Genomic DNA, 14417 nt, shown 5'->3' on the forward strand with positions numbered 1-14417 from the left:
CTGTGCATATTTCAATACGGACAGGGTATGGAGAAAGGAGATACTAATTTCGGAGGTGCAGCAAAATGGAAGAACCGACAAATGCAATAATCCAATCTTCACTCGATGCGCTAATGCAAGATGAAAGTTTTTTGCCGGAGCTGACTGAAGACATGAGACAGCAAGCTTTCACTTCACTCAGTTCCATCCTGTCTACACCGAACAAAGTCCATAAATCCTATTTGCGCGTTCCCTTGGATAATGGAAAAGTCGTGCGAATCCCGTCATTCCGCGTACAGCATAATGATGCACTGGGACCTTATAAAGGCGGAATCCGTTTTCACGAATCGGTTAACGAAGAAGAAGTCATGAACCTGGCTTTTCTGATGACCTTGAAGAATGCCCTGCATAACGTCCCGTTCGGCGGAGGCAAAGGCGGTATCGTCATCAATCCGCGTAATTATTCCGTGAAGGAATTAAATGCGATTTCGCGAAAATACGTCCGTTATTTTGCTGACGTCATCGGACCGGATAAAGATATTCCGGCACCGGATGTCGGATCAGGAGAACGTGAAATGGATTGGATGACGGCGGAATACAAGAAAATCCATCATGGCACCCCTTATCTAGGCAGTTTCACGGGTAAATCAGTGGTAAACGGCGGCTCCAAAGGCAGACGTGAGGCGACCGGTAAAGGCGTCTATTTTTCATTCCGTTACATGATCCACGATTTCCTGAAGGAAAAAGAAGAACTATTGTCTTCAACGGACAATGTCTTCGCTAAGACCACTTTGGAAATGGCTCACCGTCCACTGAAAGTGGCCGTGCAAGGATTCGGTAACGTTGGTTCCGTAACGGCGCATGAAGCCTATAAATGTCCATTGGTCGACAACACCGTTGTTGCTGTCAGTGACCGCAACGTAACTTTATATAATGAAGAAGGATTGAATATCCCGGCGTTGATCGCTTTCTCCACGAAAAATAAAGGCGATCTTCCGACAACTGAAGAACAATTGACTGAAGCCGGAGCAAAAGCCGAAATTCGCGGACGCGATGAACTTCTCACACTTGATGTGGATGTGTTATTCCTGGCGGCGCTGGAGAACCAGCTGCACGAAGGCAATATGGAAGACATCAAGGCGCGGATTATTGTTGAAGGTGCAAACGCGCCGACAACACAAGAAGCGGATAATTACTTAAGCGATAAAGGCGTCGTAATCATCCCTGATATCCTGGCGAATGCCGGCGGGGTAATCGTGTCATATTTCGAATGGCTGCAGGGCCGCGAAACCCGCTACGATACAGAAGAAGAGATTTATCAAAAACTTGTCGCCCAAATGAAGAAAACGTTCGATATGATCCTGCCGCAATTCTACGGAGATCCTTTCCCGCTCCGCCAAAATTGCTACATCCATTCAGTATCGCGCTTATCTGAAGTTCTTTACAGACAAGGGAAACTTTATTGATATAAAAGCGGAGGCGCCCGTTAACATTAGAAAAGCTGAAGTCCCATTGGGCTTCAGCTTTTTTTGTCGAGAAAGAGTTGATTCTTCACTTTTGAGGGCCTAAATTTCTTCATTTCCTCAAAAGTGCAGGCTTTGAAGAAGAGATTTTTTGAAAAGTCCATTGCAGTAACGAATAAACTACCCAAATGAAGAGTAAAAAAGGTTCATTTTTGACCAATTAGCTTTTTGTGATCGGCTCGCGCCATTTATGATCGGCAAGCAATAAATGCCGCCTTTTCAGCTGCGTTTCGCCTGTTTCTCCCCTTCCCTCCGCATATAGGAAATAGCATATGCCGGGTTGCGAAAATGCAGGATGGGATCATCCGTACATTCGACGCCTTCTGCCAGGATAGTTGGATCAAACAGCAACCCTTCCGCTTCGTCAGTCTTTTCTTTCAGCACCAGGCGCCCCAGTTCAACTTTCTTTCTATCTTTAGCCCAGTCTTTCGTCGGGTCATCTACGGGATCATCCGCCTCTCCGATCACCGCCATCAGACGAAAAGCCGTCTCTCCTCGAACCACGCGTTCTTCAAGCTCTTTCTCAAAATCTCCTTTTTCCACAGACGCAGCCTCCACCGGCGTCAACGACTCCACGCCCGCTTCCGGCTGCCACTCAAATTTGACGGGTACGCGCTGGCCGGTGCCGTTAACCAGGTAAAATGCGTGAATGGAATGGTAGAGACCCGTCGCGAAACTCGCCGGGCTCTGCATTTTTCGTATGATGCGGATTGCCGCTCGGCTTTCGGGATACTTGATGAACAATGTGATGAGATCCCGCAGCCGGGGCTTGCCCTTTTTAAACGATTTCGCGATATCCAGCATTTCCGTAAATACTTCCGGAGTGCGCGAAAAGAATATCGGTGACGTCACGCCGACGCTGTTCATCACTTGCCCGTCCGGCAACTGGAATTGCACGGCCATTCCTTTTACCGGTGATAAATTATCCGTCCAAAAAGGATCAGGAGAACTATGCGAAAATCGCACCACAGCTTTGGTCGATCCTTCCCGGAGATGTGGCGCGACGGTCCATTTCTTCCCTTCGCCGTTTGCTGTGAATATGGCTTCATATCCTGTACCTCTTGAATGTGCGCGTCTAAAAGTCTTATGCTCCCCAAATATTTTCTCGATTTTATTGACCGCAGTTTCAGCCAGCTCTTCCTTCGCCATCCAATCACCTCATCCTGCCGTATTTAAATTACAATCCTGCCTTTCCATACCCGCTATTGAATACTTTTAAAGATAACGGGAATACATCTATATAAATGAAAAAGGAGGCAATACAATGGATGTTAAACACGGCAACAATAAATTCTATGTTGAAAGAGACTCAGAGGAATTGGGTTCACTCGAATATACGCCCGATGGCGATGTGCTGACAGTGACGCATACAGAAGTTTCACCGGAACTTTCCGGCCAGGGCGTCGGCAAACAATTGGTGAGCGAAGTGGTGCAATATGCACGTAATGAAGGCAAAACCATCGATGCACAATGTTCATTTGCGCGCGGTGTCATTGAAAAGAACCCGGAATTCCAGGATGTTCTAAAGAATTAATGCTAAAAAGCATATCCGTTTCGCGGGTATGCTTTTTTCTGCCCCCGCCATTTTGATATCCGTTCATTTTGAAAGGAAGTGCAGTCATGGACCTTACACTGGAAGAAGCAATCCGCCGATTTGCCCTGCCCGTCAACGGAATGAATGATTTGGATCCATTACTGGAAGCGGTCGGCGACGCCAAAATCGTCCTGCTGGGTGAGGCCACTCACGGAACCTCGGAATATTATCGCTGGCGTGCCGAACTTTCAAAACGGTTGATTCAGGAAAAGGGATTTTCGCTTATTGCCGTGGAAGGTGACTGGCCGTCCGCTTATCAAGTACACCGCTACATCAATAATTTTGCTGAAGAGGACGAGACTGCTCGAAATCTTCTTAAACAAGCGTTTACCCGCTGGCCAACGTGGATGTGGGCCAATGAAGAGATCGCCGATTTTATTGATTGGCTGAAGGGTTATAACGCTTCGGAGGATCAAAAGACCGGCTTTTATGGAATCGATGTATACAGCCTTTGGGAGTCGATGGAAGAAGTGATTCAGTATTTGAATGATGTGGACCCTGAAGGCGGAGATGTGGAGCTCGCGAAGCAGGCATTTTCCTGTTTCGATCCGAGCAACCGGGAACCGGAGAAATACGCCATTTCGTATGCGACTTTTTCGGAAGGCTGCATCGATGAAGTAACGCAGCTGTTGACCGCCATTCGGAGCAACGCGGAGAATTATGCAAATGAAGAAGAAGCCGACCTGAATCTCCAGGTCAATTCACTGGTTGCGAAGAACGCGGAAGAATATTACCGGGCCATGGTCAGAAGCGGCGCGGATTCCTGGAACATCCGCGATCAGCATATGGTGGAGGCGGTCAATGAATTGCGCAAGTATCACGGCCCAGATGCCCGCATCATCATCTGGGAACATAACACCCATATCGGCGATGCACGGGCGACGGATATGAAAGACGACAAGATGGTCAATGTCGGGCAATTGCTGCGCGAGCAGAATCCGCCTGAAGATGTCTTCGCCATCGGTTTCGGGTCATACGAAGGCACTGTCATTGCAGCGGAAGCGTGGGAAGCGCCGTATGAAGAAATGGTGCTGCCGCCGGCTACCAAGAATTCATGGGAAGAATTGCTGCACCGGACTGGCGCGCATGATAAATTGCTGCTTTTCGATGACAGCAACCGCCGTCTGTTCGATCGCTGGATCGGACACCGGGCAGTCGGCGTCGTTTACAATCCGGAACACGAAGCGTACGGCAATTACGTGCCGTCCATGATGTCGCAGCGCTACGACGCGTTCCTGTTTTTCGACCGCACACAGGCGTTGAAGCCGTTGTAGAAAGCAAAAATATAAAGCTATTGAAACCGATATTACGCAAAACAGCTTCGCTTTCCTGGGGGCTTGCGCTGAGCTAACTCGGACTCGTTGCACTTCGCCCGAGTGGATCTCAACACTTCGCTCGAACCGGAGTTGGAAAGCCAACTCCGGTTCTATTCCCTTGGGAGTCTTCGCTGTTGTGCTTCATATCTCAGATCACTTTCTATAAGGATATCTCTGTAAATCTGTATTAAACAAAAGTAGATAAAGTAATTCAAAACGGATTCAAAATTTAGCGACAGGCGGTGAGAAATCAACTAGTTCTCGAATACAAAAAGCCAACTAAGGACTCGTCCCTTAGCTGGCTTTATTAAAGTGCATTATTCAATATGAATCAACGGAACTCGCCGTCAACCACGTTATAGAGGAAATTCCAGTTATCCGCTTTGTACAGTTCGTGGAATGTCAGGCGGTCACCATTGCCGAGCGTAACGTCCTCGCTTGAAATTGCCACTACCATTGCAGTCGAAGCGTCATCCAAGTTCAGATAGACGTCACCGATGGATGGACGGATCGCATCGCGTTCACGGATTTTCTCGATCAATTCTTTGTCCGCTTCCAGCTGGCTGGCGTCAACTTTCGACTTATCGAAATAAGCGATGTCTTTGCTGCCTTGTGCCTCTCCCGGTTCCATGACGAAAAACTCTCTGAATTTCACGGTGTTTTGTCTGGTCGTCACTACATTCTTGCCTTCCACCGACTCCACTTTCTCGAATTCATTCAGAGAATAATGGTCCATATAATCCGGATCCGGTTTGCTGATCAGGATGTAGCCGCCTTCTTCCGGCGCAATATCATCGCGAAGCGTGTAACGGCTCCCGAAGAATAGGAATGAATCGAGATGCTGCGGCTTGTACAATGATACTTCATCCGCTTTGCAATCCACTTGTTCCATATCTTTGATCCGGAACATGTGAACGGATTTCTTGGCCAAAGGCTTGACCGAATAGACCTTATGCAATTCATTATTGTAGTAGACGAATTGCCCTTTTCTTACTTGAATTAATTTCATCTTTTTCCCTCCGATACTCTCATGCGTCTTGCGTTAAATTCTAGAGGATTTTTTGATGGAAGTCCAAGCATCCATCTATATTCTTTGATTATTTAAGGTTAAGATTGCTAATAAGGAGCTGATAAGTATGGAATTTGAAAATCGCGACGAATGGATCATAAAAAAATACCAACAGGATGAAGCGACAATGATCCAGCTGTTTGTAACCTGGTCACTCCAGAACGACCTGGATCCGGTTCAGCTTTATGAAAGAGCTTATCCTGCCCAATCGAAAAATGAAGCGCTGGTCCGCGCTGTTGAAGAAGCGGATCCATCCGAATTTGAAATCAGCAACGAAACGCTTCTTGACGTGCTGCAATTGTTCGGAAATGACGACCTTGCCTTTGTCGCCTCCGAGGAAATTGAAAAATTGGAACGTAAATAAAGAAAAGCGTAACATAGCGTTCGCTTTTTATTTCCGTTTTTTCCGCAGCTCTTTCGCTTTGTTCTCGATATAGCTAGTGCGAAGGTTTTCATAACGGTTCGAAGCTACATTGCTGTAAATTTTGCTGAACCGGCTTGTTTCATTATTCTCTTCTTCAGCCGGTTCTTCAGGAGTTTCCTCCACTGGTTCTGGTTCAGCAGCGGCTTTTTCTTTTTTCGCTGATTTCTTTGGTTTTTCCTCTGCTTTTTCAACTGGTTCTTTAATTGCTGCCACAGGTTCAGTTTGAATTTCTGCTGGTTCTGGTGTTGGCTGCTGTTTCGGTTCCACTGCCGGCTCCACCGTTTTTTCTTCTACTGGCGGCGCTGGCTCAACAGGAGTTTCTTCCACAACCGGTGCAGGTTCAGCCTGCGTCTCTTCTACGACCGAATCCGATTCAACTGGCGTTTTTGCTGGTTCCGTCACGGGTTCCGCAACGGTTTCTTCAGTGGCCGGCGGTGATACAGCCTCAGCTCCTGTCACTTTCGGATCTGGTTCACCTGGCTCTTCTTCCACTTCCGGCGTTGGCTCAACCGGAGTTTCTGCCACTTCTGGAACCGGTTCAGGTGTTGGTTCCGCTTCCACCGTTGGTTCTTCTACTGGAGGTTCTGTCACTTCCGGCACTGGCTCTGTAGTTGGCTCTTTCACTTCTTCTGGTTCCGGTGTTTTGTTAAACTCTGTAGTTTCATCTTTTTTCTCCATTATTGCTCACCCCTCCCTTTCTGCTTCCTTCTAAATAGACTCATGTGAAAAATTCCCTAATCCAAGCGCTGTTAAACCAAAAAACGGACTCCAAACATGTCTGGATCCGTTTTTGTTATAGCGCTATTCCCACCGGCTTGCCATTCTGCTGATATTTTCAAGCGTTACGGAGCCTTTTTGCAAGGGCGGCGGACAGGATTTATTGAATTCATGGATTTTCTCGTTGATTCTTGCAATCCTAAGAGGAAGGTCCTTTTCTTACCGGCTTCCAGCTTCCCAAGTGCCTCCTGAATCTGACCGCGAATTTCATGCTGCAATTTCAGCCAATGCGGTTTATATCCCTGTTCATTTGCGATGCGTTGGAAATGCTGAAAAAGATCCCCCGAAAAATATTCCGCAGGCAACGGTTTGCCAGCGCCAGGTAAGTTATCCATTCCACCGGTCTTCTCGTATTCCCTTAAAATTTCCCCGATTAGATCCGTGCGAATTTCCTGTTTTTCTTCCGCCATTTCCCCCAGCCCCTTAGAGAATTATTTTCCGAATGATGAAGGCATGACTACCGCAACTACCGTACCTGTTGCACAAACTGCCCCTTCAGCTGTAACTTCTATATTCACTTTGAATTTTTTCGGATGGATTTCTTCCACTTCACCTACCGCTTTTAATGTGACGCCCTGCGGAGTCGGCTTCAAATAATCGACATGCAGCGAGGCCGTAACAAAGCGCGGCGGCTCTTCTCCATTGCCTGGTTCAAAACCGTTTTTTCTATGCAATGCCAATGAAGCCGAGCCTGTGCCGTGGCAATCGATAAGTGAAGCGATGACGCCGCCATAAACAAATCCCGGAATGGCTGTATGTTCACTGCCTGGTTCATATTCGGTATATGTTTTGTCTCCTTGCCACATTGTCCGGAAATGATGTCCGTCTTCATTCAAACGTCCGCACCCATAACATTGCGCAAATTCTTCCGCGTATTCATCCTGAATTGCTGTAATCGTTGTTTCACTCATTCTCTTCTCCTCTTTTCTTGAGATATTTTCAATTATTTTTGTAAGATATTACCTCAATTTTAGCATAAACAACAAATAAAGAACGAACTATTCTGAATTTCATTGGCACAGTGATTTGTTTAAATCTATATAGGGCGGGAAAACAAAAATAGAGATCAGAAAGGAGTTTGATACGTATGAAATGTTATAGTGTAGCACCTGACCAGGACGCAACGCGGTGGATCGTCAAACTGGAGGACGTGGCTCCGACCGAGTCATTCCCAAGCAAAGACGGAGCGATTGCCGCTGCTGAAGAACTCGCTAAAGACAATACACCGAGCAAACTTCAGATTCTGGATAAAGATCATAATGTAGAAGAAGAACGAGAGTATTAAAGGAAAATGAGAAAAAAGCGGATCGCCTGAGCGGTCCGCTTTTTTTGATGAAATTGGGCAAACAGAAAAGCGCAGCCCTTTTCATCAGGCTGCGCTTCCCTTGTTGCAGCTTCTCCACTCTCGGAGAAGTTTGCGCACGCGGAAAATTTGTCGATCATACTTCTACATTCTTATAAAGGTTGACGAATGTTCCTATCTCGTCAATACAGCTTCTTGTACTGTCTGCATCTTTAGATTTTCGTCGCATCTACCTCTCAGCGAATCCGATGTTCTGCAGTCAGATATTCAGTTGCACTTACACAAAAAACTTACCAAACTTCGTCTGAAACACTTTCTCTTCAGAAAACTTTACAAACTTGGTACCCGACGAGATCACAATCGTCAGTAAAGCAAATTTTCCGCCAAGGCTGTGCATGTCCTCGTCTGGAGGCGATTGTAAACTACTAAACTGTTTACTCGTTTCTCCCTACGGTGGTTCCGCCTTGTATTATCTAAATACCACCTTCAAATAATTTTTAAACCCCATTTATAAGAATTTTTTAATTTATTTGATAAATAGTTTTTACTTTTTTCCGCTTGCCCGCTATACTTGGAATAGTTCGATAACCGTAATAAAAGGAGCGAGATAAATGGTCAAGAGTATGCCCGCACGTTCAGAAGTCAGCATTGATGAAACATGGGATCTGCAGTCTTTATTCGCATCAGATGAAGCTTTTCACGAAGCACTTTCTGCCCTCGAAAAAGAAGTGGATGAATTCGCCTCAACTTATAAAGGAAATACCAAAGATGCAGCTGCAGTAAATAAATTATTGAAAGCTTACGCTGAAATAAATGAAAAATTTGTTCCGGTAGGTACATACGCAAGCCTTAAAATCAGTACAGACCAAACCGATGACGAAGCTCAGATGCTGTCCAGTAAATTCGGTTCAGCAGCAGCTAAAGTAAACAGCAAGCTGTCGTTCGTCACCAGCGAATTGCTGGCATTGCCGGAAGAAACGCTGGAGCAGGCGATGCAGGAATCCGAAGAATTCAAAGTGTATTTAGAGAAATTGATCCGCAAAAAGCAGTATCAATTGCATCCGGAAGTGGAAAAGACGCTTGCCGCTTATTCATCGACGTTCAACGCGCCATACGGCCTCTATAACACAACGAAAATGGTAGATATGTCGTTTGACGATTTTGAAGTGGACGGCAAAAGCTATCCGTTAAGTTACGTGTCTTTTGAAGGCGACTGGGAAGCGGAAACGGATACAGCCAAGCGCCGCGCCGCTTTTGATGCATTTTCGAAGAAGTTGAAAGATTATCAGCATACTACCGCAAAGACATACGATATGCAGCTGCAGTCGGAAAAAACGACTTCCGATCTGCGCGGCTATGATTCCATCTTCGACTACCTGCTGTTCAATCAGGAAGTGGACCGTTCGCTGTATAATCGCCAAATCGATTTGATCACCAGCGAATTAGCGCCGCATATGCGCAAGTACGCGAAATTGCTGCAAAAAGCGCATGGTCTCGAGAAAATGACTTTTGCCGATTTGAAGATTTCGCTGGATCCGACTTACGAACCGGAAATCACAGTGGAAGAATCGAAGAAATATATCAACGACGCGCTTGGCATCATGGGCGAAGATTATCTTGAAATGATCGAACGTTCTTACTCGGAACGCTGGATCGATTTCGCGCAGAACAAAGGCAAGTCGACTGGCGCTTTCTGTTCGAGCCCTTACGGCAACCACCCGTATATCCTGATTTCCTGGACCGGCCGCATGAACGAAGTGTTTGTGCTGGCGCATGAACTTGGCCATGCCGGACATTTCTATAACGCCAACCGCGCGCAGAACATTTTCAACGCGCGTCCATCGCTTTACTTTATCGAAGCCCCTTCCACGATGAATGAAATGCTGATGGCCAACCACCTGCTTGAGAATTCGAAAGATCCGAAATTCAAACGCTGGGTGATTTCATCGATTGTGGCACGCACGTATTACCACAATTTCGTGACGCATCTTCTTGAAGCTGCTTATCAGCGTAAAGTTTATGAGCGCATCGATGCGGGGCAAAGCGTCAATGCCGGAATCCTTAACAATTTGAAACGCGGGGTTCTCGAAGAATTCTGGGGCGACACTGTGGAAATCAATGACGGCGCCGAGCTTACCTGGATGCGCCAGCCCCATTACTATATGGGCTTGTACCCTTACACGTACAGCGCCGGCTTGACCATTTCAACACAAGTATCGAAACGCATCCTTGAAGAAGGCCAGCCTGCTGTCGACGAATGGCTGGAAGTGCTGAAAGCCGGCGGAACCAAATCGCCGGTCGAGCTGTCCAAAATGGCTGGCATCGACATCACAACCGACCAACCATTACGTGATACAATCGCCTACATCGGCGAATTGATCAATGAGCTGGAGAAATTGACTGAAGAAATCGAAGGCGAATAAAAGATTTTTGATTATATAAAAAGCGTGCCGTATCTTTCTGATCTGCACGCTTTCAGTCTGTCGAGAAACATCAACTTCTTTAATCATTTCGCTGCAGGCGGACGCGTTCCGCAGGGAGCTGCCTGCTGCTACATTTTACATCTGTAGAAACACGTCAATATTTTTTCTCAGAAAACAAAAATAGTTAAGCTACTTCTTTGTAGAAAGCGATTCTGAGATATGGAGCAAAACAGCGAAGACTCCCAGAGGAACAGAACCGGAGTTGGCTTTCCAACTCTGGTTCGAGCGAAGTGCTGAGATCCACTCGGGCGAAGGGGACCGAGACCGAGTTAGCTCAGTGCGAGCCCCAAGGAAAGCGAAGCTGTTTTGCGTAATATCGGTTTTATTTTTTAACAAGCTAAAAGCGTGCCGCATCTCACCGATGCGGCACGCTTTTTTCTTATCTTCTGTTCTTTCTCCAAATCAATGCCTGCTCAAGAATGATCGCTATGATGGTTCCTGTGATCAAACCGTTTGATAGAGTCGAGGCAATCACGCCAGGCAGTTCCGCCATGCTTTCCTGCGGCACGAACATGATGCCGACACCGATCATCAAGCCGAAAGCAGAAACTTTATAGGCCTGCATGCGGTCGGCTTCCTCTTCCAATTCCTTGAACGCCATTTCCACCATCTTCGTGAAAATCGCGAAGATTACCGCATAGGCGACTGGCGCCGGCAAGGCAGCGAGCAGCGCCATGATATTCGGGAACAAGCTGATTGCGACTACCAGAAAGCCGCCGAAGATGAACGGTTTCAAGGACGGCGTCCGTGTCGCGCTGACAAATCCGGCTGCACCTGAGATCGGCACAGGTCCGATGGAAGAGAACAATCCGGCAATGATGTGATTCAATCCAGACGCGACGGAACCTTGTTTGACCCGGTCCGGCTGATGGATGCCGAATTCATTTTTCAATAGATACTCCATGACCCGCATCGACGCCATCATATTGGCGATTAACAATAACGTTAAGAACAATGACGTGACGAACATGCCGCTGTCCCAAACGAGGGGACCGAATACCAGCATCTTCGGCAGCGAGATGAAAGTGTCTGAATCGAAGGGCACTGATTCCGTTTTGCCGATTAGGAAGAACAAGAGCCAGCCTGCAGCAATCGCAAACAGCACAGAATACCGGTTGACCCACGGGATTTTATTGCCCATGAAGTAGAAAGTGGCGACAACGACCGCTACTCCCGCCAAGAAGACGACGAGATCGACGGGTTCCCCCGGCGTCGTGATGCCAAATAGGCCCGACATGATCGATTCGCTGATTTGCAGTACCAATAACAATAAATAAACAAATGTGATTGTCGGGGTGAACAGCCGGCGCATTTTACTCACCAGACCGGTATAGGCGAAAATGATGAACAGCACACCACTGTAAAGCATGCCGCTCTGCAGTGCCTGCAGCGCATTTTCAGCAGTGGCGTAAAGCGAACCAATTAGGCCCGCATATACGATGTAGATGCCCCACCACAATCCGGCCGGCCCTTCGTTGATCGGCATTTTATGGCCGATGAATGCCTGCAGCAAAACCGCCACACCGAGAACAAAGACGGTTCTCTGGACGAATAATGCTGTATCCGCCGTATCCATTCCAAATACGCTGGCGATGGCAATCGGTGCGGCAATGGACGACGCTAATAGGAATACGGCCCATTGCAGGCCGCCAAACAGATTCTTTATCATAAGTAAATCTCCAATTCGTTAAATATAATCATGCGGTATCAGTATACACCTGTTTTCCCCCAACAAAAAGAAGTCCTGAATTTTGTCAGGACCCCTTTTTGCCGTTATCGTTTTCAGAAGTACGTTCCACTTCATCCTGTTCCGGCTTATCTTCTATAGACAGCGGATCATCGCTGTTTTTCATATCATAATTAACGGAATACCCCTGATCTTCCAAATTCTGAACTTGTTTCTTCGAAGCTCTGATCAGCAACCAGATAATCAGCATTGAGAGAATGAAGATAACAATTACGGAAATGATACCCGGGATGTACTCTGATTTATCTTCTGGAAAGTATAGAAAATCCATCGTGCTTACCCACCTTTATCTTCAAGTTTCAATTTATTATACATGATTCACTTACAGTATGAAGAAATGAAGGTGAACGTTTAGTGAAGAAAAACAGCCACCGGCTATCCATACCGATGGCTGCTTCATAGTTTCATTCACTTTCCGCAACTACGGTAAAGCGTTTATTGATATGCCAGCCGTTTTCAATTTCATCGACCAGCGCAATTGCGTAATCCTTGTAACTGATGTAACTTTTGCCTTTCCGGTTGACGAGAAAAGCATCTTCACCGATCTGGTACTTGCCTGTGCGCTTGCCTTCAGGATCGAAAAAAGCTGCAGGACTCAGGAAAGTCCATTGGATTCCTTCGGCCTGTTCAAGATCCGCAAGATTTTGGGATTGATTGAGCGCGATGGCTTTGAAGGCTTCCGGAAATTCCGGGGTTTCATTCAATCGAGTCGTTTTTGCCTCATCGACGAACAGGCTGCCTGCCCCTCCGACCACCAATAGGCGCGTATCTTTAGCTTCTTTGAGTGCATTGATCAATGACCGTCCCGCTTCCACATGCTGCTCCGCTTTTTCGGGTGGCACGCCGAAAGCGTTGACGACAGCATCGAATTGTTTCAAATCATTTGCATCAAGTTCAAAAATATCCTTTTCCAAAACCGAGGCGTCTTCTCCCTCAGGGAGTTTTTGTGAATTTCGCACAATCGCTGTCACTTTATGACCTCTGGATTTCGCTTCCTTCATGATGAGGCTGCCAGCTTTTCCTGTTGCGCCGATGATTCCGATTTTCATTAGAATCCCTCCAGTTATTTCGCTAAGGTTTGCTGAAAATCCATTGCTTATTCGACCGGTTTTTGTGTGGTCATTTTTTTCCAGTGGACAATATCATCGTCCTGGTCAAACTCGATAATGATATCTGTCACATTCGGAACACGTTTATTGATTTCTGCCGCTATATATTCACGGATTTCATCCGCTTCCTTGATCGTCATATCCGGTTCGACTTCCACTTTTAATTCAACGTGAAGATCATCGCCTTCACGGATAACGGCCATGTCCTGAATATCATTGATTCTTGGATGTTTCATGATTTCATTGCCCATGCGTTCTTCCATATCCAAATCCGCAACGCCAAGGACGCCGGCGGAGTTATCAAGGAAAATACGTCCTACCACTACAATCAGCATAAGCCCGATAATAACGGACGCATAGCCTGTCGCACTGTGGAATGGTGTAAATGTAGCAATTACAATAGCGATGAGTGCGAGCACCGCACCACTGACTGCGACAAGGTCTTCAAGAAAAACAAGCTTTGTTGCAGGATTTGCGGATTTCACATGCTTAAAAGCTAGGGGAACAATTTTTAAGCCTTTGGTTTGTTCTTTCGGCAAGTGGTGTGTAATTTCTTTCATGGCTTTATGCAAAACGAATAGTTCAAGAATAATCGCTATGCCCAAAACACCGACATTCAGCCAAAACCAATCTTCGGAATGTGCACCGGATTGAATATGGTGAATCCCTTCAACAATCGTTTCATAAGCAAGGACTCCAACAATCAGTACTGCTCCCAGCAAGACAAGATTGACGAGTCGCCCAAATCCGCCAGGGAATCGTTCCGTCGGACTCTTTTTACTGAGCCCTGATCCGATAAATACGAAAAACTGGTTGGCCGCGTCACCGAAACTGTGCATCATTTCAGCAAACATGGCAACATTTCCTGTAATCAGGTAGGCAGCTGTTTTAATAATGCCAAGAACCGTATTTATAATTGCTGCCCATAAGGCTGATTTAGCCCCGAATTTCATCAAACCGAATAATTCCCTCATATTAAACCGTGCTCCTTTCAATAACTTCTATATTACTAACTTCCCATTAATGAAAATTAAAACACCTATTCATTCATAATTTTTTTCAAAAGGGGCAAATTCTCTAGTCACCAGCTCTT

At 46.4% G+C, this 14417-nt stretch carries 16 protein-coding genes; 6 read left to right on the plus strand and 10 right to left on the minus strand.

The window, feature by feature from the left end; genetic code table 11:
* Window positions 1-65 precede the first annotated feature (65 nt).
* Window positions 66-1445: a Glu/Leu/Phe/Val family dehydrogenase gene (locus AC2Q9J_RS11755; RefSeq protein WP_499040104.1), complete on the plus strand. Its 1380-nt coding sequence runs from the start codon at window positions 66-68 to the stop codon at window positions 1443-1445.
* A 276-nt stretch (window positions 1446-1721) separates the two neighbouring features.
* Here the strand turns inward: AC2Q9J_RS11755 and AC2Q9J_RS11760 are convergent, their stop codons facing one another.
* Complete coding sequence (locus AC2Q9J_RS11760) at window positions 1722-2651, minus strand: catalase family peroxidase (protein ID WP_499040106.1); 930 nt, start codon at window positions 2649-2651, stop codon at window positions 1722-1724.
* Between the two features lie 115 nt (window positions 2652-2766).
* On the opposite strand from AC2Q9J_RS11760, the gene AC2Q9J_RS11765 reads away from it, so the two are divergent.
* On the plus strand, window positions 2767-3036 hold the full coding sequence (locus AC2Q9J_RS11765; protein WP_499040108.1) for a GNAT family N-acetyltransferase: 270 nt from the start codon (window positions 2767-2769) through the stop codon (window positions 3034-3036).
* Window positions 3037-3122: 86 nt separating this feature from the next.
* The gene (locus AC2Q9J_RS11770) at window positions 3123-4370 is read left to right on the plus strand and encodes an erythromycin esterase family protein (protein WP_499040109.1); all 1248 of its coding nucleotides are present in this window, start codon (window positions 3123-3125) and stop codon (window positions 4368-4370) included.
* Window positions 4371-4743: 373 nt separating this feature from the next.
* Here AC2Q9J_RS11770 and AC2Q9J_RS11775 read toward each other — a convergent pair whose 3' ends face one another.
* Window positions 4744-5421, minus strand: coding sequence for a hypothetical protein (locus AC2Q9J_RS11775; RefSeq protein WP_499040111.1), 678 nt, complete (start codon window positions 5419-5421; stop codon window positions 4744-4746).
* 127 nt (window positions 5422-5548) lie between these two features.
* On the opposite strand from AC2Q9J_RS11775, the gene yxiS reads away from it, so the two are divergent.
* A complete protein-coding gene (yxiS, locus tag AC2Q9J_RS11780; RefSeq protein ID WP_499040113.1) occupies window positions 5549-5845 on the plus strand; it encodes a protein YxiS in 297 nt (98 codons plus the stop codon).
* 27 nt (window positions 5846-5872) lie between these two features.
* Here yxiS and AC2Q9J_RS11785 read toward each other — a convergent pair whose 3' ends face one another.
* The 3 genes from AC2Q9J_RS11785 to AC2Q9J_RS11795 all read right to left on the minus strand — a co-directional run bounded on the left by AC2Q9J_RS11785 (window position 5873) and on the right by AC2Q9J_RS11795 (window position 7593).
* Complete coding sequence (locus AC2Q9J_RS11785; RefSeq protein ID WP_499040115.1) at window positions 5873-6583, minus strand: hypothetical protein; 711 nt, start codon at window positions 6581-6583, stop codon at window positions 5873-5875.
* A 164-nt stretch (window positions 6584-6747) separates the two neighbouring features.
* Window positions 6748-7092, minus strand: a complete 345-nt coding sequence (locus AC2Q9J_RS11790; protein WP_499040116.1) for a DnaJ family domain-containing protein — start codon at window positions 7090-7092, stop codon at window positions 6748-6750.
* A 21-nt stretch (window positions 7093-7113) separates the two neighbouring features.
* Window positions 7114-7593, minus strand: a complete 480-nt coding sequence (locus AC2Q9J_RS11795) for a PaaI family thioesterase (RefSeq protein ID WP_499040119.1) — start codon at window positions 7591-7593, stop codon at window positions 7114-7116.
* A 176-nt stretch (window positions 7594-7769) separates the two neighbouring features.
* Here AC2Q9J_RS11795 and AC2Q9J_RS11800 point away from each other — a divergent pair, with 176 nt between their 5' ends.
* Window positions 7770-7967, plus strand: coding sequence for a DUF2188 domain-containing protein (locus AC2Q9J_RS11800; protein WP_499040122.1), 198 nt, complete (start codon window positions 7770-7772; stop codon window positions 7965-7967).
* Here AC2Q9J_RS11800 and AC2Q9J_RS11805 read toward each other — a convergent pair.
* A complete protein-coding gene (locus AC2Q9J_RS11805; RefSeq protein WP_499040124.1) occupies window positions 7964-8125 on the minus strand; it encodes a hypothetical protein in 162 nt (53 codons plus the stop codon). The two genes, AC2Q9J_RS11800 and AC2Q9J_RS11805, sit on opposite strands and share 4 nt — an antisense overlap.
* Window positions 8126-8596: 471 nt before the next feature.
* Between AC2Q9J_RS11805 and pepF the strand changes: the two genes are divergently transcribed.
* Window positions 8597-10408, plus strand: a complete 1812-nt coding sequence (pepF, locus tag AC2Q9J_RS11810; RefSeq protein WP_499040126.1) for an oligoendopeptidase F — start codon at window positions 8597-8599, stop codon at window positions 10406-10408.
* Between the two features lie 439 nt (window positions 10409-10847).
* On the opposite strand, the gene AC2Q9J_RS11815 is transcribed toward pepF, so the two are convergent.
* The 4 genes from AC2Q9J_RS11815 to AC2Q9J_RS11830 all read right to left on the minus strand — a co-directional run bounded on the left by AC2Q9J_RS11815 (window position 10848) and on the right by AC2Q9J_RS11830 (window position 14298).
* On the minus strand, window positions 10848-12137 hold the full coding sequence (locus AC2Q9J_RS11815) for a purine/pyrimidine permease (protein WP_499040128.1): 1290 nt from the start codon (window positions 12135-12137) through the stop codon (window positions 10848-10850).
* 85 nt (window positions 12138-12222) lie between these two features.
* Window positions 12223-12486, minus strand: coding sequence for a hypothetical protein (locus AC2Q9J_RS11820; protein WP_499040129.1), 264 nt, complete (start codon window positions 12484-12486; stop codon window positions 12223-12225).
* A gap of 133 nt (window positions 12487-12619) precedes the next feature.
* Window positions 12620-13264: an NAD(P)-dependent oxidoreductase gene (locus AC2Q9J_RS11825; RefSeq protein ID WP_499040131.1), complete on the minus strand. Its 645-nt coding sequence runs from the start codon at window positions 13262-13264 to the stop codon at window positions 12620-12622.
* 47 nt (window positions 13265-13311) lie between these two features.
* Window positions 13312-14298, minus strand: coding sequence for a cation diffusion facilitator family transporter (locus AC2Q9J_RS11830; RefSeq protein WP_499040133.1), 987 nt, complete (start codon window positions 14296-14298; stop codon window positions 13312-13314).
* Window positions 14299-14417: the final 119 nt, after the last annotated feature.

It is taken from the genome of Planococcus sp. RAB007_Raresut (assembly GCF_057369535.1).

Bases quoted from the DNA above. Each gene is read 5' to 3' on its own strand.
- AC2Q9J_RS11815 (WP_499040128.1), bottom strand. From the start codon at position 12,137: ATGATAAAGAATCTGTTTGGCGGCCTGCAATGGGCCGTATTCCTATTA.
- AC2Q9J_RS11755 (WP_499040104.1), top strand. From the start codon at position 66: ATGGAAGAACCGACAAATGCAATAATCCAATCTTCACTCGATGCGCTA.
- AC2Q9J_RS11790 (WP_499040116.1), bottom strand. From the start codon at position 7,092: ATGGCGGAAGAAAAACAGGAAATTCGCACGGATCTAATCGGGGAAATT.
- AC2Q9J_RS11805 (WP_499040124.1), bottom strand. From the start codon at position 8,125: ATGATCGACAAATTTTCCGCGTGCGCAAACTTCTCCGAGAGTGGAGAA.
- AC2Q9J_RS11760 (WP_499040106.1), bottom strand. From the start codon at position 2,651: ATGGCGAAGGAAGAGCTGGCTGAAACTGCGGTCAATAAAATCGAGAAA.
- pepF (WP_499040126.1), top strand. From the start codon at position 8,597: ATGGTCAAGAGTATGCCCGCACGTTCAGAAGTCAGCATTGATGAAACA.
- AC2Q9J_RS11820 (WP_499040129.1), bottom strand. From the start codon at position 12,486: ATGGATTTTCTATACTTTCCAGAAGATAAATCAGAGTACATCCCGGGT.
- yxiS (WP_499040113.1), top strand. From the start codon at position 5,549: ATGGAATTTGAAAATCGCGACGAATGGATCATAAAAAAATACCAACAG.
- AC2Q9J_RS11795 (WP_499040119.1), bottom strand. From the start codon at position 7,593: ATGAGTGAAACAACGATTACAGCAATTCAGGATGAATACGCGGAAGAA.
- AC2Q9J_RS11775 (WP_499040111.1), bottom strand. From the start codon at position 5,421: ATGAAATTAATTCAAGTAAGAAAAGGGCAATTCGTCTACTACAATAAT.
- AC2Q9J_RS11765 (WP_499040108.1), top strand. From the start codon at position 2,767: ATGGATGTTAAACACGGCAACAATAAATTCTATGTTGAAAGAGACTCA.
- AC2Q9J_RS11830 (WP_499040133.1), bottom strand. From the start codon at position 14,298: ATGAGGGAATTATTCGGTTTGATGAAATTCGGGGCTAAATCAGCCTTA.
- AC2Q9J_RS11825 (WP_499040131.1), bottom strand. From the start codon at position 13,264: ATGAAAATCGGAATCATCGGCGCAACAGGAAAAGCTGGCAGCCTCATC.
- AC2Q9J_RS11770 (WP_499040109.1), top strand. From the start codon at position 3,123: ATGGACCTTACACTGGAAGAAGCAATCCGCCGATTTGCCCTGCCCGTC.
- AC2Q9J_RS11785 (WP_499040115.1), bottom strand. From the start codon at position 6,583: ATGGAGAAAAAAGATGAAACTACAGAGTTTAACAAAACACCGGAACCA.
- AC2Q9J_RS11800 (WP_499040122.1), top strand. From the start codon at position 7,770: ATGAAATGTTATAGTGTAGCACCTGACCAGGACGCAACGCGGTGGATC.